General features: G+C 67.9%; 16 protein-coding genes. 7 read left to right on the plus strand and 9 right to left on the minus strand.

Going from position 1 to position 16,694, the window contains the following annotated elements:
- Positions 1–24: 24 nt before the first annotated feature.
- Positions 25–690: a response regulator transcription factor gene (locus QNM97_RS13365; protein ID WP_283818948.1), complete on the minus strand. Its 666-nt coding sequence runs from the start codon at positions 688–690 to the stop codon at positions 25–27.
- A complete protein-coding gene (locus tag QNM97_RS13370) occupies positions 690–1,997 on the minus strand; it encodes a sensor histidine kinase (RefSeq protein ID WP_283818949.1) in 1,308 nt (435 codons plus the stop codon). Before QNM97_RS13370 ends, QNM97_RS13365 begins: the two co-directional genes overlap by 1 nt.
- Before the next feature lie 172 nt (positions 1,998–2,169).
- Here QNM97_RS13370 and QNM97_RS13375 point away from each other — a divergent pair, with 172 nt between their 5' ends.
- The 5 genes from QNM97_RS13375 to QNM97_RS13395 all read left to right on the plus strand — a co-directional run bounded on the left by QNM97_RS13375 (position 2,170) and on the right by QNM97_RS13395 (position 6,519).
- Positions 2,170–2,403 (plus strand): hypothetical protein, encoded by a 234-nt coding sequence (locus QNM97_RS13375; RefSeq protein WP_283818951.1) that lies wholly within the window; start codon positions 2,170–2,172, stop codon positions 2,401–2,403.
- The gene (locus QNM97_RS13380) at positions 2,400–3,860 is read left to right on the plus strand and encodes a cytochrome P450 (RefSeq protein ID WP_283818952.1); all 1,461 of its coding nucleotides are present in this window, start codon (positions 2,400–2,402) and stop codon (positions 3,858–3,860) included. The genes QNM97_RS13375 and QNM97_RS13380 overlap by 4 nt, the downstream gene beginning before the upstream one ends.
- Positions 3,861–3,923: 63 nt before the next feature.
- On the plus strand, positions 3,924–4,109 hold the full coding sequence (locus QNM97_RS13385) for a hypothetical protein (RefSeq protein WP_035734553.1): 186 nt from the start codon (positions 3,924–3,926) through the stop codon (positions 4,107–4,109).
- A gap of 282 nt (positions 4,110–4,391) precedes the next feature.
- Positions 4,392–5,606 carry a lipase family protein gene (locus tag QNM97_RS13390; protein WP_502875056.1) on the plus strand — a complete coding sequence of 405 codons (1,215 nt, stop codon included), beginning with the start codon at positions 4,392–4,394 and terminating at the stop codon, positions 5,604–5,606.
- A gap of 223 nt (positions 5,607–5,829) precedes the next feature.
- Positions 5,830–6,519 carry a L,D-transpeptidase gene (locus tag QNM97_RS13395; protein ID WP_208790849.1) on the plus strand — a complete coding sequence of 230 codons (690 nt, stop codon included), beginning with the start codon at positions 5,830–5,832 and terminating at the stop codon, positions 6,517–6,519.
- Between the two features lie 81 nt (positions 6,520–6,600).
- On the opposite strand, the gene sthA is transcribed toward QNM97_RS13395, so the two are convergent.
- The gene (sthA, locus tag QNM97_RS13400; RefSeq protein WP_283818954.1) at positions 6,601–8,049 is read right to left on the minus strand and encodes a Si-specific NAD(P)(+) transhydrogenase; all 1,449 of its coding nucleotides are present in this window, start codon (positions 8,047–8,049) and stop codon (positions 6,601–6,603) included.
- 119 nt (positions 8,050–8,168) lie between these two features.
- Positions 8,169–9,074, minus strand: a complete 906-nt coding sequence (locus QNM97_RS13405; RefSeq protein ID WP_283818955.1) for a PE-PPE domain-containing protein — start codon at positions 9,072–9,074, stop codon at positions 8,169–8,171.
- 230 nt (positions 9,075–9,304) lie between these two features.
- Here QNM97_RS13405 and QNM97_RS13410 point away from each other — a divergent pair, with 230 nt between their 5' ends.
- The gene (locus QNM97_RS13410) at positions 9,305–9,445 is read left to right on the plus strand and encodes a hypothetical protein (protein ID WP_283818956.1); all 141 of its coding nucleotides are present in this window, start codon (positions 9,305–9,307) and stop codon (positions 9,443–9,445) included.
- A 42-nt stretch (positions 9,446–9,487) separates the two neighbouring features.
- Here the strand turns inward: QNM97_RS13410 and QNM97_RS13415 are convergent, their stop codons facing one another.
- The 3 genes from QNM97_RS13415 to QNM97_RS13425 all read right to left on the minus strand — a co-directional run bounded on the left by QNM97_RS13415 (position 9,488) and on the right by QNM97_RS13425 (position 11,567).
- The gene (locus tag QNM97_RS13415) at positions 9,488–10,291 is read right to left on the minus strand and encodes an Fpg/Nei family DNA glycosylase (RefSeq protein ID WP_283818957.1); all 804 of its coding nucleotides are present in this window, start codon (positions 10,289–10,291) and stop codon (positions 9,488–9,490) included.
- 56 nt (positions 10,292–10,347) lie between these two features.
- On the minus strand, positions 10,348–10,821 hold the full coding sequence (locus QNM97_RS13420; protein ID WP_208790844.1) for a ribose-5-phosphate isomerase: 474 nt from the start codon (positions 10,819–10,821) through the stop codon (positions 10,348–10,350).
- Between the two features lie 140 nt (positions 10,822–10,961).
- Complete coding sequence (locus tag QNM97_RS13425; protein ID WP_208790843.1) at positions 10,962–11,567, minus strand: mycothiol-dependent nitroreductase Rv2466c family protein; 606 nt, start codon at positions 11,565–11,567, stop codon at positions 10,962–10,964.
- 168 nt (positions 11,568–11,735) lie between these two features.
- Here QNM97_RS13425 and pepN point away from each other — a divergent pair, with 168 nt between their 5' ends.
- Positions 11,736–14,348 carry an aminopeptidase N gene (pepN, locus tag QNM97_RS13430; protein WP_283818958.1) on the plus strand — a complete coding sequence of 871 codons (2,613 nt, stop codon included), beginning with the start codon at positions 11,736–11,738 and terminating at the stop codon, positions 14,346–14,348.
- Between the two features lie 24 nt (positions 14,349–14,372).
- Here pepN and QNM97_RS13435 read toward each other — a convergent pair whose 3' ends face one another.
- Together QNM97_RS13435 and QNM97_RS13440 are read right to left on the minus strand one after the other, a co-directional pair.
- A complete protein-coding gene (locus QNM97_RS13435; RefSeq protein WP_283818959.1) occupies positions 14,373–15,068 on the minus strand; it encodes a response regulator in 696 nt (231 codons plus the stop codon).
- Positions 15,069–15,084: 16 nt separating this feature from the next.
- Complete coding sequence (locus tag QNM97_RS13440) at positions 15,085–16,668, minus strand: sensor histidine kinase (protein WP_283818960.1); 1,584 nt, start codon at positions 16,666–16,668, stop codon at positions 15,085–15,087.
- Positions 16,669–16,694 lie beyond the last annotated feature (26 nt).

Consider the following 16,694-nt stretch of genomic DNA (forward strand, 5'->3'; position numbering starts at 1 on the left):
CTCACGCCTCCCCGGTCTCGCACGTCACCGGCGGGGCTCGACGATCCCATGGTCGAAGGCGTAGACCACTGCCGCGGCGCGGTCGCGGACGCCGAGTTTGGTGAAGATCTTGCCGATGTGGCTCTTCACGGTCACCACCGAGATCACGAGTTCCGCGGCGATCTCGTCGTTGGTGAGCCCCCGACCGATGAGGCCGAGAACGGTCAGCTCCCGCGAGGTCAGACCGTCGGGGGCCGTCTGCGGCGTGGTCGGTCCGGGCGCACTGCGATAGGTGTCGAGGACGTGCGCGGTCACCGCGGGGTCGAGGACGGCCTCACCCTGCGCCACGAGCCGTACCGCCCGGATGAGTTCCTCGGCCGGCGAATCCTTGAGCACGAATCCCGCCGCACCGGCCCGCAATGCCCCGGACAGCAGTTGCTCGTCGCGGAAGGTGGTGAGAACCAGCACCGGCGGCGGCTCATGGGCTCCGCCGAGATCGTCGCGGAGGCGTCGGGTTGCCTCCACTCCCCCGACCCTGCGCATCCGGAGATCCATCACGACCACGTCGGGTCGATGCCGGACGACCATCTCGGCCACCTCGTCGCCATCGGAGCATTCGGCGACCACCTCGAAGCCGTCTCGCGGCCGCAGGATGCGTCGCAGCCCCGCCCGCACCAGGTCCTGGTCGTCGACCAGGGCAACCCGGGTCATCACAGCGGCCCGGTCACCGGTGAGCCGTCCGTTCGGGTCACCGGCACCGATACGAAAGTCGTTGGGGGAAGCCGTGTCCCGTCCGATTCTCGCGGGCCATCAGCCGCATCGACGGCGTGTGCGCCGGGGCCTGCGACCGCCACCATCGGGAAACGGGCATCCACACACCAGTGTCCGTCGACCACTCCCGCCGCGAAGGCGCCTCCGCAGTTCTCGACCCGCGAGGCCATTCCCGAGAGCCCGGAGCCGCCGAGCGCACGACGCGCGTCGGCGCTCACCGGGTTGCGGACACGCACCACGAGCGCGCTGCCGGGCTCCGGGCCCACCCGAACAGTGACGGTGCCGCGGGGTGCGTGGCGCGCAGCGTTGGACAACGATTCCTGAACGACGCGATAGACGGCCAGTCCGGTTCCGCCGGTGATCGTTTCGGCATTCCCGACGATCTCGGCGTCGAGATCGACTCCGGCCCTGCGGAATCCGTCGACAAGGTCGGCGAGATCGGCGAAACCCGGCTGCGGGGCCGACGACTCGGCGTCGGAGGTGCGTAACAGTTCGACCGTGCGTCGCGCGTCCTGCATCGTTGCGCGACCCACCTGCTCGGCGTCGACGAGGGCCTCGACGGCATCGGCGACGTCGTCGTGTTCCTGAAGCGCCCGCCGCGCGGCGGTGACGTTGAGCATCATGATGCTCAAGGAGTGCGCGAGGACGTCGTGCACCTCGCCGGCGATCTCCGCGCGATCGAGTGCCATCTGCTGCTCCTGGGCGCGTCGTTCCGCGTGCAGCAGGAGTAGCTGTTTCTGTAGCAGGTAGCCGACCACACCGCCGAAGCCGACCATGAGCACGAACAACCACGCCTGGGCGATGACCCCGGCCAGCCCGCCGCCGACCGCGGTCACCGACAGGGCGATGGTCGAGATGATCGCCTCCCGTCGGGTGGCCACCGCGGCGGTGAGGGTCGCGCACAGCGGAAGCAACAGGGTGGCGACGTCGACCTCCACGGGAACCTGCCAGAAGCACACCACTGCCGCCAGCGTGAATGCGGGCAGACCGAGAATCCACGGCTTCCAGCGGAGGATGACGGGCTGCCAGCCGCCGTACAAGCACGCGAGGTGCGGTCCCAGTGCCAGCGCCACCGCCGCCACCATCGGAATCCACTGGGTGCCGGAGAGACCGACGACCACACGCTGCACGACCGCGGCGACGGCGAGCGTGAACACCCCGAGGTCGGAGATGAGCATGTAACTCGTCGGGTAGTCGAACCCGAACATCACCAGGGCGTGCCGGTAGTGGGCCTCCAACCAGCGCATTCGCCCAGCCTATCGCCGCCGCGGCGTGTGCACATCCACCCACGGTCGGAGGTCGCCTCCACCCCGGGTAGGTCGGCAAAGATCCGCCCGCGGGGCGCTGACCAGGCAATTCGATCTCCATAGCGTGAGTGGTATCCGGATTGACCGGGTTTCATCGGACGAGGAGTACCCCATGCTGATCCTGCTGATCACCGTCGCCACCCTCATCACCCTCTTCTGGCTCCTGCACAGCCCGGATGACATGAACTTCCGTGGCCGCGAGACCGACATCGCCTATGCCGCACGAGAGAACCGCACTCGCCCGGCACACCGACCGACGCGGGTGGGTGCAGCGCTCCGCGTGACCCGGACCTCGCCGATGCCACGGCTGCTCGGTCCGACCCGACCGGCGGGGATGTGCGCATGACCGCATCGACCGGGCAGCGCCCCACGATCACCGAGCGGTGGTTCGACGCCGCCCCCGACGCGGCGTCGGGGTTGGTATCGACCTGCGCCGAGGCAGGGCCGTTGAGCGCGTCGGAAGCCGACGCCCTCTCGGCGCCGCCGATGCCCCGCAGCGCAACGGTCCGCAACGCGCTCCGGTTCGCCCGCCGTGAGGGCGACGTCGTGTTCGCCGACGCGGCGCGATGCGGCGACGTGCTCGCCTACGATCTGCCCGGCGCCCCCGGACGGTTGGTGGTGATCTCCGATCCCGCACACGTCCGCTCGGTACTGACGGCCGACCCGGCCATCGCGCCCTCGGCGACGCGGCTGTCACCGTTGCGCCCGATCGTGGGCCCCGACTCGGTGCTCACCACCGTCGCCGAGCAACACCGCAGACAACGGGCCGCGCTGCTGCCGTCTTTTCATCGCGCGTCGGTGGCGCAGTGCGCAGACGTGATCCGCCGGGCGTCGGCGGCGCATCTCGATCGCTGGCCGGCCCGTCGTCGAGTTCGGGTCGATCGCATCGCCCAGGCGATCACCCTCGACGTCATCATGGCCGTGATCTTCGGCATCCATGCCCCCGACGGCGTCCTCAGCGACGGTGTTCCCGACGCCGCAACCACCGTTGAACGACACCTCCGCGACGCCACCCGGCGCTTCCTTCGCTGGTCGTCGTCGACGGTCGGTACCGTGGCGCAATTGCTCAACGCCTCGCATCCCGAGCCCGTCGGCCTGCTCGCCCGGGGTGTTCGGCATCTGGATGCGGCGATCGCTGCGGTGATCGCCGAGCGTCGGGCCGGCCGTCACACCGCCGACGACGTGATGTCGGTGTTGCTCGCGGCGCGCGCCACCGACGGACTCCCGTTGTCCGACAGCGAGATCCGCGACGAACTCGTGTCACTGCTGCTCGCCGGTCATGAGACCACGGCCACCACGATCGCCTGGGCATTCGAACGCCTCACCCGTCACCCCGAGGTGTACGCACAGGCCCGCCGAGCCGCAGCCGAGGACGACGCCGAGTTCGTGGGCGCGGTGATCACCGAGACGATGCGATGCCGCCCGGTGATTCCGTCGGTCGCACGGGAATTGAAGCGCCCGTGGCGATTCGGCACCCATCGCGGCGAGCCCGGAGACATCGTGCTGGTGAGCACGGTGCTCCTGCACCACCGCGACGACCTCTATCCGCATCCCTTCGACTTCCGGCCGGACCGGTTCGTCGGCACTCGGACCGATCCGATGACACTGCTGCCCTTCGGCGGCGGCAACCGTCGCTGCCTCGGCGCCCATCTGGCGATGACCGAGCTCCAGATCGTCGTGCGCGACATCCTGCGAAGGGTTGAACTGGAGACCCATGACCGCCCGTCGGAACCTCCCCGCTACCGCAATGTCACGATGATCCCCGCGCGTGGTGGAACCGTCCGGGCACTTTCCGTCGACTGATCTCGCCGCAACCCGCGGCCCACGAGCATGTGATCTTCGCCACATCTCGCGTAGCCTGGGACCATGTCCTCCAGTCACGTCAAGAGTCAGCGCAAGTGCCCCTCGTGCGGGGCGAATCTCCACGTCCGCAAGGACGTCACCGAGACCACCGGCGGAAATCGGCGGGTCGACACCATGCTCGTGTGCCGTGACGAAGCCTGCTCCGAGCCGGCACGTCACCTGCACACCGAGCATCTCCAGCCCGCCTGACCCTCCGCCCGCGAACTCGCGGGTAACCCCCGTCACACCTGGTCATCCGTTCCAGTTGACACCGCATGCCACCCCGGTCAGATTGTGAAGCCTGTCGGGGGACATGACCGGTGTGGCCGTCGGCGCCACAGGTCTTCGAACCAGGAACTCGATGGGGGATTCGTGCTCTTCTCTCTCGGTGGTGGTCGCGCGCGTGCGACCACCCGCCCCAACCCGCTGTTCGGATCTCGTCGATCGAGCGTGCCGCGCACCGGGACGTCCCCGGCCGCACGGGTACGCCACCTGGCCCTCGCCGTCGTGGCGACCGCAGTGACTAGCGTGACGGTGTCGAGTGGCTGGCTCGGCGCCGGACCCGCCCACGCCGACGACGTCGCACTCCCCACCCCGTTGCCCGACTCCTTCTATTCCCAGCCCGCCGACATCGCCTCGCATCGCGACGGCGACATCCTCGCGGTGTGCCCGCGGACCACTCCGCCCGGATTCTTCGACGTGCGGACCTACCAGCTGAAGTTCCGCTCGTCCGACAGCCAGGGCAAGCCGATCGCGGCGGTCACCACCCTACTGGTCCCGATCCACAAGCAGGCCAACGGACCACTGTTGTCGTTTCAGCACATCATCAACGCGGTGGGACTCGAGTGCGCGCCGTCGCAGGCCCTGTGGACCACCGACCCGAACCTCACCATCCGGGAGGCGCCGGGCCTCAACGGTGCGCTTCAACGCGGGTGGACGGTCTCGATCCCCGATCACCTGGGCCCGCGTAGTGCCTACGGGGCGGCCCGACTGGGCGGTCAGATCGCCCTCGACGCCACCCGCGCCGTGCAACGGTTCGGACCCGCCCAGGTCGCCAAGAGCAAGGTGGCGATGGCGGGCTACTCCGGCGGCGGCATGGCAACCGCCTGGGCCGCTGCGCTGGCACCGACCTATGCACCGGAGCTGAACATCGTCGGCGCAGCGTACGGCGGCGTCCCGATGGATCTGATCAAGATGGCCGAGGGCCTGGGGTACAGCAATCCGCATCCCGCCTTCGGCCTGGCCTTCGCCGCGGCGATCGGTCTCTCCCGCGAGTATCCGCAGCAGATCCCGATGATGAAATTCTTGTCACCGCTCGGGAAGCAGATGTATTCCGAGATGCGCAATGCCTGCACCAACGACATCCTGCGCCTCGGCGCGGGTCACTCGGCCAAGCAGGTGTCGGTGGGCGGTGAGCAGATCTTCGAGGACCCGACAGCACGCCGCGTCGTCCAGGACAACAGCCTCGCGTTCTATCCGCGTGTGGCCAAGACCCCGATCTTCGAGTGGCACAGCCCGACCGACGTGTTGATCCCGGTGGCCTCGATCGATCAGACGATGCGGCGCTACTGCCGGGCCGGAACCCGTGTGCAGCAGTTCTCCACGCCGTCACCCGATCACATGTCGGCGGCGGTCATCGGACTGCTGCCCGCTTTCGACTATCTCGGTGACCGGTTCGCCGGATTGCCGGCTCCCAGCACCTGTTGAGGTCGCACAAGGTGGGGACACGCGCCGGTTGATGTGACCGCAATCACAGCCGACGTTTCCGGCGCCCTCACCTCCGGTTTCCAGATGCCGCATCGCAACTACACGACGGTGACGTCGCTCGATCGCCCAATGCCCTTTGGCCCCATGGCAACAGTTGTGTAACGATGGTGCCTGCGCCCCGGGGGAGCGCCCGGATGTCCCACAAGCAAAGGTTTCCACTTCCGTGCTGAACACCACCAACTCACCTCGCCGTCGTCGCGGCACGAGCCGCCTCGTGGCCATCGTCCTCGGCGTGATCGCCATGGCCCTTGCGCTGCCGGGCATGGCGCAGGCCGCCCCCGTCACGGTCATCCCCGGGCTCCCGCCGGTCGAGATCCCGTCGATCCCGGGTCTGCCGACCCCGCCGGCCGCACCGCCGTCGACGACCACCCCGCCTCCGACGACCACCACCCCGGAAACCCCCGGAGTGCCCGCGGAGCCCAAGGTCTCGACCCCGACCGGTTGGGTTGCCCTCGCCGAGGATTCGACGCACACCATCTACTGGTGGAAGGACGGCACCTTCGTCAAGTCGATGCCGATCTCGATGGGCTCCGATGCCCACCCGACTCCGAACGGCGTCTACCACACCAAGGAGAAGTACCGTGACATGTACATGGACTCCTCCACCTACGGCGTGCCCGTCGATTCGCCCGGTGGTTACCGCACCTATGTCGAGTACGCGACCCGCATGTCCTGGGACGGCATCTTCATCCACGCCGCTCCGTGGTCGCTCGAGCAGCAGGGCCACAGCAACGTCAGCCATGGCTGCATCAACGTGAGCACCGAGAACGGCAAGTGGGTCTACGACACCATCGGTCGCGGCACCCCGATCGTGGTCCGTGGCACCGTCGGCGGTCAGTACACCGGCGACTGATCACCCACCCGTCTTGGTACCGATGAAGGGCCGGCCTACCTGGGCCGGCCCTTCATCGTTCGTCGGGCCTCATGACCGAGGTCAGGCCACCGGCGCCGACACATCGAGATCGAGGGAACGGCCCTCCGCGCGCACCCGTGCGATCGCACGCATCTTGTTCGACGCGTCGAGTGCGGCCACCTTGTAGCCCTCGGCGAGCGTCGGATAGTTGAACACCGCGTCGACGAGGTAGTCGACGGTGCCGCCGAGACCCATCACGGTCTGGCCGATGTGGACCAGTTCGGCGGCGTTCGACCCGAAGGCGTGGACGCCGAGCAGCGTGCGGTCCTCGGCGTGCACGAGAAGCTTGAGCAAGCCGTAGGAGTCACCCATGATCGCCCCGCGTGCGAGCTCGCGGTACCGGGCCACTCCCACCTCGAACGGGATGTTGTCGGTGGTCAGTTGATCCTCGGTCCGGCCGACGAAGCTGATCTCGGGGATCGCGTAGATCCCGATGGGTTGCAGGTCGGTCGGGGTGTGCCCGACCGGCTCGCCGAAGGCGTGATACGCCGCGCGGCGTCCCTGCTCCATCGAGGTGGCCGCCAGCGCCGGGAATCCGATGATGTCGCCGACGGCATAGATGTGCCCGACCTCGGTGCGGAAATGCTCGTCGACCTTCAGCCGCCCACGGTTGTCGGCGGTGAGGCCCGCGGCCTCGACGGCGAGCTCATCGGAAACACCTTGACGCCCTGCGGAATACAAGACGGTATCGGCCGGGATCTGCTTTCCCGATTCCAGGATGGTCAGGGTTCCGGAGGGGTGGGTCTCGACGGTGCGGACATGCTCGCCGAAACGGAAGGTGACGCCACGTTCCCGGAGCTGATACTGCAGGGCCTCGACGATCTCCCGGTCACAGAAGTCGAGCATGGCCGGCCGCTGCTCGATCACGGTGACCTTGGTGCCCAGTGCCGCGAACATCGACGCGTATTCGATGCCGATCACCCCGGCGCCGACCACCACCATCGATCCCGGGACGCGGTCGAGTTCGAGGATCTGATCGGAGTCGACGACGGTCTCCCCGTCGAAGTCGACCGACGACGGCCGCGCCGGGCGGGTGCCGACCGCGACGACGAAGTGGTCGGCGGATACGTGTTTGAGGTCTCCGGTGGCATCCTCGATCGCGATCTCGTGCGGGCCGGTGAAGGTCGCGCTGCCGATGAGCGTGGCGACGCCGTTGCGGGCCAGCTGACTCTGGATGACGTCGATCTCCTTGCCGACGACGTGCATCGTCCGCGCGGTGAGGTCGGCCACGGTGATGTCGGACTTGAGTCGATAGGACTGCCCGTAGAGCTCACGCTGATTCAGGCCGGTCAGGTAGAGCACGGCCTCTCGGAGGGTTTTCGACGGGATGGTGCCGGTGTTGATGCACACGCCGCCCATCATGTGTTTGCGTTCGACGATCGCGGCGCGCTTGCCGAGTTTGGCCGCCGCGATGGCTGCTTTCTGACCTGCCGGTCCTGACCCGATGACGACGATGTCGTAATGATCCACCGTGGATCCTTCGCTCGATGTGTCCGTGGCTCGGCGGTGTAGCGATCACCGCAGGTGACCGGTACCGCCCGGACAAGTGTCACCCAGGTCGCCAGATCCCACGACTCGAGCGGCGGACCTCAGGCCGCCAGCTCGGCCGGGCCCAGGGTGAAGGTGGCCTGCACCTGCATCCATTGGGCCAGCGCCTGACAACCGGTGGTCAGCGGATCGGTCACCGAGTCCCGCCGGTAGGGCTCATCGTGGTAGGCGGTGTGTCTGCCGCCGGCCCGATTGCGAATGACCATGCCGCGCCAGGCGATGACACCGGGAAGGTAGCCGCGGACCTCGCGCCATGCCGAACCCAGCCGTTCGACGTCGCGCAGCCATTGCGCCGGACGCACCGAGGTCGCCCGGGCGTTCTGGAAGGAGTTGGAACGCACCACCTTCCATGTCTGCGACAGCCAGCGCCGAGGCGCGGCGAAGGTGAGGGTGTCGGTGAGATCGGCGATGTCGCGGACGAACGAATCCCGCGATGCGTTGCAGATCATGTCCTCGGGGACGCCGACCCACCAGACCGGGATGCGCTGGGGGATCGCCGTGCCCGGTCCGGCCACTCCCCACCCGTCGCAACCCGCGACCACACCGGGCGGCTGATGGGGGTCGGCGACGAATCCGACCGCCACGACACGGTTCAGCGCACGTGTGTCGGCACATGCGTCGAGGTCGGCCAGCAGTCGACGGATCACCACCGCGCCCTGCGAGTATCCGATGATCATCACCGGCCCGGCAACGGCATGGAGCGCCGCGGCCAGTGCGCGCTGCCCGGCGGCAACGCTGTCGGCGTAGCTGATCCCCGAAAGATGCGGTGCCGGACCATAACTCGCGGGATAGCCCACCCATCGCGCGCCGAACCGGTCGTCGAGGGCGTCGGTGACACCCGCCAGCAACCCGGTGACCTCGGTGCGCGTGTCACCGTCGTGGGACTCTCCGGTTCCGCCGACCACCAGGACCGTCACCGCGCGCACCGGATCAGCATGGGCTGTCATCACTCCATCCTCGCGACTGTCGATGAGAGGTGCCGGACAGTCGGCTGAGGGTCGGATGAGAGTCGGAACAATACGGTGTGATGCCTGGTCACCGACGTGCCGAGCGTGCCCAGGATCACCCGGGGTTCGGTTGCGTAACACAGATGTAACGCGAACAATGGACGAGGTCGAACACGGTCGTGAACCGTCGACGATCATCATCCCCGAGAAGTACGAAAGAAGCGGTACCCATGTCGTTCGCACGTCTGCGTGAACGTTTTCTCCCCTCCGGCCACAACCACCGTCGACTCTACGAGCGCATCGTCCTGATGTCGACCGGAGCCCAGCGCGACGAGTTGCTCGTCATGGCCCAGCGCCACGAAACTCGCTGACCTTCACTCACTTTCACCACCCCGACGCAGTAGGCGCGATCGTCAGCGCTGACAGTTGGGACACCAGTACAGGTTTCGTCCCACGAGTTCGGTGGTCGCGATCGGGGTCCGGCAGATCCGGCAGGGTTCACCGGTGCGCCGATAGACGTAGGTGCGTGGCCGATCCGGGGCGTATGACCCCGGTCCGTGGTCGTCCTCCGGCCGAATCACGTGAATTCGCCCGCGCCGCACGCCGATTCGCATGAGGCCGACGAGATCGGCCCACAGGTCGTCGAAGGTCTCCCGATCGACGGCGCGCCCGGCCCGCATTGGGTCGAGTCGTGCACGGAACAGGACCTCGGCGCGATAGACGTTACCGACGCCGGCCATCACCTTCTGATCCATCAGCAGCGCGGCGATCGGGCGTGACGAACGGTGGATCGCCTGCCATGCGCGCTCCGGGTCGGCGTCGGACCGAAGTGGGTCCGGGCCGAGCCGCGCGACGAGGTCCTCGAGGTCGGCCGGCGTATACAACTCGCAGGCGGTCGGCCCGCGCAGGTCGGTGCCCACCTCGTCTCCGACGATCCGCATCCGGACCTGTCCGACGGGCTCCCCCATCGGCACCGCGAGTTCGGTGAAGGAACCGTAGAGCCCGAGGTGGACGTGCAACAGTTGGGTCCGCTTGCCGTCGCGGTAGCGCTGGATCAGGTGTTTGCCCCACGCCTGCGCGCGATGGAACTCCATGCCGTCGACCACCGCGGCACCCTCGGCGAAACGCCCCTGCGGGCTCGACACCCGCACCCGCTGACCACCGAAGAGCTTCTGTTGACGCCGGGCAAGGCGGTGCAGGGTATGCCCCTCAGGCATCGACCATCACCGGCGACGTCACCGATCTCGCCGACGTCGCCGCCATCACCGGGAGCTCAGGACTCGGGGACGGCCGGTGCCACACCGGTCTTCTCGAACTCCGAGAGGATGTCGATCCGACGCTGGTGGCGCGGTTCGTCCGACCACTTGGCCGCCAGGAAGGCGTCGACGATCTCGAGCGCTTCCTCGGTGGTGTGCATCCGTCCGCCGATCCCCATCAGCTGCGCGTTGTTGTGCTGGCGAGCGAGCTGGGCGGTCTCGACGCTCCACGCCAGGGCACACCGCGCACCGGGTACCTTGTTCGCGGCGATCTGTTCGCCGTTTCCGCTGCCGCCGAGCACGATTCCGAGGCTGCCCGGATCGGCCACCACCTTCTCCGCTGCGGCAATGCAGAATGCCGGGTAATCGTCGGCGGCGTCGTAGACGTGTGCTCCGCAGTCGATCACCTCATGACCGTTGGACCGCAGATGTTCGGCGATGGCCGCCTTGAGTTCGAAGCCGGCATGATCTCCACCCACGTATACGCGCATGAGCCTCACTATAGATCCCGCCCACCCGCGATTCCGGTGCCGGGTGACGACCCGACAGTGGTCGTCACATGGGTCACCCCCGAACGACTCCGCCCCGGCGACCGGGGGCGGTCGTCGGGGCGGGGTGCACTCCAGGGCGGTCAGTCGAACTCGGGGTCCTCGTTGCGAGAGCGCTTGAGCTCGAAGAAGTGTGGATAGGACGACAGTGCCACCGCACCGTCCCACACCGTGCCCGCGGTTTCACCGCGCGGGATGCGCGAGAGCACGGGACCGAAGAAGGCCACATCATTGATGTGGATGGTCGGCGTGCCGACGTCGTCGCCGACCTTGTCCATCCCGCGGTGATGGCTCTCGCGGATCGCCTCGTCGAACTCGGTGGAGTCGGCGGCCTCGGCCAGTGTCGGATCGAGATCGAGTTCGGCGAGCGACTCGGCGATCACCACGTCGAAATCCTTGTTCTGTCCGTTGTGGATACGGGTACCCATCGCGGTGTAGAGGGGCGCGAGGATCGACTCATCCTTCGCCGCGGCCGCGGCGGCGATCACACGGACCGGCTTCCATGCCTGTTTGAGGCCCTCGCGATAGCTGTCGGGGATGTCGCGCCCCTCGTTGAGCACCGCCAGGCTCATGATGTGGAAATTCACCTCGATGTCGCGCACCTTCTCGACCTCGAGGATCCACCGCGAGGTGATCCAACACCACGGGCACAGCGGGTCGAACCAGAAATCCACACGATCCTTCGACATACGTCTTCCCTTCTTCTCGACGATTCCCGGGCACCGATCTGCTGTCACCGGGTGCGCGGCGAACTCGGCCCACTCAACCCGTCCGCGGCCGTGACCATTCCATTCGATCCTGCGCTCCCGGCGTCGCGTCGGCACCCCCGATCGCCGCCGAGCACTAAGCTGGCCGCTGTGACTGCCCCGAATCTCACCCGTGATCAGGCCCGCGAGCGCGCCGCCACCGTCGACGTGTCCCACTACGCCATCGAGCTCGATCTCACCGACGGCAACGGCGCTCCGGGCGCCACCACCTTCGCCTCCACGACGACGGTGACCTTCACCGCCACGCAGGGCGCATCGACCGTCATCGACCTCGTTGCGCCGACCCTGCGCTCGGCGACGCTCAACGGCACCGAGCTCGACGTCACCGGCTTCGACGAGTCCGTCGGCATCGAATTGACCGGTCTGGCCGCCGAGAACACCCTGACCGTGGTGGCCGACTGCGCCTACTCGAACACCGGCGAGGGCCTCCACCGTTTCGTCGACCCCACCGACGACTCGGTCTACCTGTACTCGCAGTTCGAAACCGCCGATGCCAAGCGGATGTTCGCGTGTTTCGATCAGCCCGACCTCAAGGCCACCTACACGCTGACGGTCACCGCGCCCACCGATTGGAAGGTGATCTCCAACGCGCCCGTGGCCAACACTGTGGCCGCCGAACCCGGCGTGCACCGCTTCCGCGAGACGCCGACGATGAGCACCTACCTCGTGGCCCTGATCGCCGGTCCCTACGCCGAATGGACCGACTCCTACACCGACGAGCACGGCACCATCCCCCTGGGGATCTACTGCCGGGCCTCGCTGGCTGAGTTCATGGACGCCGACCGGTTGTTCACCGAAACCAAGCAGGGATTCGCGTTTTACCACAAGAACTTCGGCATCCCCTACGCCTTCGGCAAGTACGATCAGCTCTTCGTTCCGGAGTTCAACGCGGGCGCCATGGAGAACGCCGGGGCGGTGACCTTCCTGGAGGACTACGTCTTCCGGTCCCGCGTCACCAACTATCTCTATGAGCGCCGGGCCGAGACCGTCCTGCACGAGATGGCCCACATGTGGTTCGGCGATCTCGTCACCATGAAGTGGTGGGATGACCTGTGGCTCAACGAATCCTTCGCCACCTTCGCCTCGGTGCTGTGCCAGGCGGAGGCAACCGAGTACACCAGCGCCTGGACCACCTTCGCCAACGTCGAGAAGTCGTGGGCCTACCGGCAGGATCAGCTGCCCTCGACACATCCGGTGGCCGCCGACATCCCCGACATCGCCGCGGTCGAGGTGAACTTCGACGGCATCACCTACGCCAAGGGCGCGTCGGTGCTCAAACAACTCGTCGCCTACGTCGGCCTCGAGGACTTCCTCGCCGGTCTCCGCGATTACTTCTCCGCGCACCGCTTCGGTAACGCGACCTTCTCCGATCTTCTTGCCGCACTGGAGAAGTCCTCGGGCCGCGACTTGTCCGACTGGGGTGGGCAGTGGCTCAAAACCACCGGCATCAACGTGTTGCGCCCGGACTTCGAGCTCGACGACTCGGGCGCATTCACCCGGTTCACCATCGTGCAGGACGGTGCGGTCCCGGGTGCCGGTGGCGCCGACAACTCGTCAAAGGTGGGCGGGACGAGGGTGCACCGGCTGCGGGTCGGCATCTATGACGACGGCGACTCGGGCGCGTTGACCCGTACGCACAGCGTCGAACTCGACGTCGAGGGCGAACGCACCGACGTCGCCGATCTGCTCGGCGTCCACCGCGGCAAGCTGATCCTGATCAACGACGACGACCTCACCTACGCCTCGGTGCGGCTCGACCCCGACTCGTTGTCGACTGCGACCACCCGGATCGGCGACATCAGCGATTCCATGCCGCGCACCCTGGTGTGGTCGGCGGCGTGGGAGATGACCCGTCAGGCCGAGATGGCCGCCCGCGACTTCGTCGAGTTGGTCGAGCGCGGGATCGTCGCGGAAACCGAGATCGGGGTGGTCCAGCGAGTTCTGTTGCAGGCCACCACCGCCATCGAGTCCTACGCCGACCCGACGTGGGCCGAGCAGACCGGGCGTCCCGGCTTCTCGGCGCGACTGCTCGAACTCGCCCGCGCCGCCGACCCCGGCTCGGATCACCAGCTGGCCTTCGTCAACACCCTGTTGGCCGGCGCTCTCGACGACGATCAGGTCGGCGTGGCCAAGGGTCTGCTCGACGGTGACGACCCGGCGTCGCACGGGCTGTCCGGGCTCACCGTCGACACCGATCTGCGGTGGCGGCTGGTGATCGCACTGGCCACCGCGGGCGCCATCGACACCGACCCCGGCTCGACCCCGGTCATCGATGCCGAGGCCGAGCGCGACAACACCGCCGCCGGTGCCCGGCAGGCCGCGACGGCCCGTGCCGCCCGCCCGCTCGCGCAGGCGAAGGCCGATGCCTGGGCTCAGGCCGTCGACGACGATTCGGCCTCGAACATCTTCACCCGTTCCGTCGTCGCCGGCTTCGCCCGCCCCGGTCAGGGTGCACTGCTGGGCGGGTACGTCGCGACGTTCTTCGACGCCGTACCCGGTGTGTGGTCGCGGCGCTCGAGCGAGGTCGCCCAGACGGTGGTGGTCGGGCTCTACCCGTCGTGGGAGATCAGTGAGGCCGGTCTCGCCGCCGCCGACGAGTTCCTGGCCGCCGACCATCCCGCCGCGCTCAAGCGTCTCATCGTCGAAGGCCGTGCGGGAGTAGAACGTTCACTGCGCGCCCGGGCGTTCGACGCCACGCGCTGACCGTCGTGGCGGGCGGCCGAATGCTCAGCGCGCCCGCCACACGTAGCGGATCTGCGGTCGGCCGGTGTTGCCGTACTCGGTGACCCGGTCGACCGTACCGTCGTCGGCGAGACGTTCGAGGTAGCGCCAGGCCGTCACCCGGGAGCTACCGATCGCGCCGGCGACCTCCGAGGCGGTCAGACCGTCACCGCTGTCGCGGATGGCACGCCCGACGGCGTCCTCGGTGTCCGGGGAACGACCCTTCGCGGCGGTACGCCGGGTGTCGGCGGTGCGCAGGTTCGCCAGCGCACGATCGATGTCGCGTTGACTCACCGCGTCTCCCCCACCGGTCAGCGCCTCGCGATAGCTCAGGTACTGCCGGATCTTCTCACCGAATGCCGCGAAGGTGAACGGCTTGATGAGATAGAGCAGCACCCCGTGGGCCATCGCGCTTCGAACCGAATCCAGGTCTCGCTGCGCGGTGATCGCAATGATGTCGGGGGACGGAACGATGCCCGACAATGCCGAGGCCAGCGAGATGCCACTCGCGTCGGGCAGGCCGAGATCGAGCAGGACGAGGTCGACGGGGTGAGCGCCGTCGGCGGCCGCGGTGGCCCGGCGCAGGGCCTCCTGCGCGGTGGCTGCATGCGCGACGACGTCGAATCCGCCGATGCGCGACAGGAAGTCGACATGCGCGGCGGCGATCACCTGGTCGTCCTCGACCACGAGCACCCGGATCATCTCGGCCCTGATCGCATCATCTGAACCCCCCGGTGTCCGGTTCGGTCGGTGTCGATGTCTGCGCACCGGCGGTGATCTCGACGCCGACCACCGAACCGTAGGTGTTCTCCGCTCGGATCGTACCGCCGTGCAGGTGCACGACCTGCGCGACCAGCGCGAGACCGAGTCCGCGACCGGCGGTGTCCCCACCGGCCTTCGTCGAGTAACCGCGGCGTCGCGCTCGAGCGAACTCGTCGGGAGTCATGCCGGGTCCGGAATCGGCGACCACCACGTGCACGTGGGCGGCATCGCCGACGACGGTCACCTCCACCCAGGGATCGTCCGGGTCGACGGCGTCAAGCGCATTGTCGATCAGATTGCCCACCACGGTGATCAGCTCACCGGCCGAAAGGACCTGCGTCGCATGGTCATCGACCATTGACTCTTCGGTGAGGGTCAGTGCGACACCGCGTTCGGCGGCCTGTGCGGTCTTGCCGAGCAGCAATGCCGCCAGGGTCGGTTCGACCACCGCATCACCGACCCGATCGACGAGTTTCTGGGAGAGTTCGATGTTCTCGGTGGCCATGCGCACGGCGTCGTCCGACCGTCCCATCTCGATCAGCGCCACGATCGTGTGCAGCCGGTTCGCCGACTCGTGCGCCTGCGACCGCAGCGCCTCGGCGAAGCGTGTCATCGAGTCGAGTTCGCCCATCGCCTCGGCCACCTCGGTCCGGTCACGAATGGTGATGACCGCGGCATCCCGACCGGGCACCGGTGACCGATTCACCATCAGCACTCGCCCGCCCTCGGCCACGAGAATGTCGCGCAACGGTTCGGTGCCCGACGTCATGAACTCCGGGATCCGAAGCGGCTCATCGAGTCCCAGCAGTCGGCGCGCCTCGTCGTTGACGAGTACCGGGCGCGACGAATCGACGACGACGAGTCCCTCGCGGACCGCGTGCAGGACCGCATCGTGATGGTCGTACATCACCCGCAATTCCGTCGGGGTGAGCCCACCGGTATGACGGAGCAGTCGCCGACGGATCGCCCACAGCCCGACCAGCGCGATCACCAGGGCAACGCCGCCGATCGCGCCGATCAGCGGGAGTTGGGACACCCAGTCCTCGGTCAACGTCGACTGGGTGATGCCCGCGGCCACCGCGCCGACGATGGTGCCGTCGCCGGCGCGGACCGGAGCGATGGTGCGGACCGAGGGACCGAGTGTGCCGGTGTAGATCTCGGTGAACGTCTCCCCCCGCAGGGCCGGTGAAATGGTGCCCAGATAGCGACCACCGATGAACCGGGGATCGGTGTGGGTGTAGCGGATGCCGTCGGTGTTCATGATCGTGATGAACGCGATGCCGGTGGCCAGCCGGATGTGCTCGGTGACCGGCTGCAGTTGCGCCGTCGGGTCCGGTGAGGTGATCGCCGCGGCGGTCGACGGGGCGTCGGCGATACTCACCGCCACCGCGGTCACCTGCTCCCGCGCCGCCCGATTCGCGTCGGCCCGGGCATCGACGATCGCGAGGAGACTGCCCACCACGACGATCGCGACGACCACCGCGACCTGCAGTGCGACCGCCTGCCCGGCCAACGACCGCGGCAGCAACCGTGCCCTCACCCGTGCACCTCCTCGTTCTCCGCCCA

The organism is Gordonia sp. L191, from assembly GCF_030077625.1.
In the GTDB taxonomy this organism is placed as follows: domain Bacteria; phylum Actinomycetota; class Actinomycetes; order Mycobacteriales; family Mycobacteriaceae; genus Gordonia; species Gordonia polyisoprenivorans_A.

Bases quoted from the DNA above. Each gene is read 5' to 3' on its own strand.
- QNM97_RS13405 (WP_283818955.1), bottom strand. From the start codon at position 9,074: ATGACAGCCCATGCTGATCCGGTGCGCGCGGTGACGGTCCTGGTGGTC.
- QNM97_RS13425 (WP_208790843.1), bottom strand. From the start codon at position 11,567: ATGTCGAAGGATCGTGTGGATTTCTGGTTCGACCCGCTGTGCCCGTGG.
- QNM97_RS13410 (WP_283818956.1), top strand. From the start codon at position 9,305: ATGTCGTTCGCACGTCTGCGTGAACGTTTTCTCCCCTCCGGCCACAAC.
- QNM97_RS13420 (WP_208790844.1), bottom strand. From the start codon at position 10,821: ATGCGCGTATACGTGGGTGGAGATCATGCCGGCTTCGAACTCAAGGCG.
- QNM97_RS13380 (WP_283818952.1), top strand. From the start codon at position 2,400: ATGACCGCATCGACCGGGCAGCGCCCCACGATCACCGAGCGGTGGTTC.
- QNM97_RS13415 (WP_283818957.1), bottom strand. From the start codon at position 10,291: ATGCCTGAGGGGCATACCCTGCACCGCCTTGCCCGGCGTCAACAGAAG.
- QNM97_RS13375 (WP_283818951.1), top strand. From the start codon at position 2,170: ATGCTGATCCTGCTGATCACCGTCGCCACCCTCATCACCCTCTTCTGG.
- QNM97_RS13365 (WP_283818948.1), bottom strand. From the start codon at position 690: ATGACCCGGGTTGCCCTGGTCGACGACCAGGACCTGGTGCGGGCGGGG.
- QNM97_RS13435 (WP_283818959.1), bottom strand. From the start codon at position 15,068: ATGATCCGGGTGCTCGTGGTCGAGGACGACCAGGTGATCGCCGCCGCG.
- QNM97_RS13385 (WP_035734553.1), top strand. From the start codon at position 3,924: ATGTCCTCCAGTCACGTCAAGAGTCAGCGCAAGTGCCCCTCGTGCGGG.
- QNM97_RS13370 (WP_283818949.1), bottom strand. From the start codon at position 1,997: ATGCGCTGGTTGGAGGCCCACTACCGGCACGCCCTGGTGATGTTCGGG.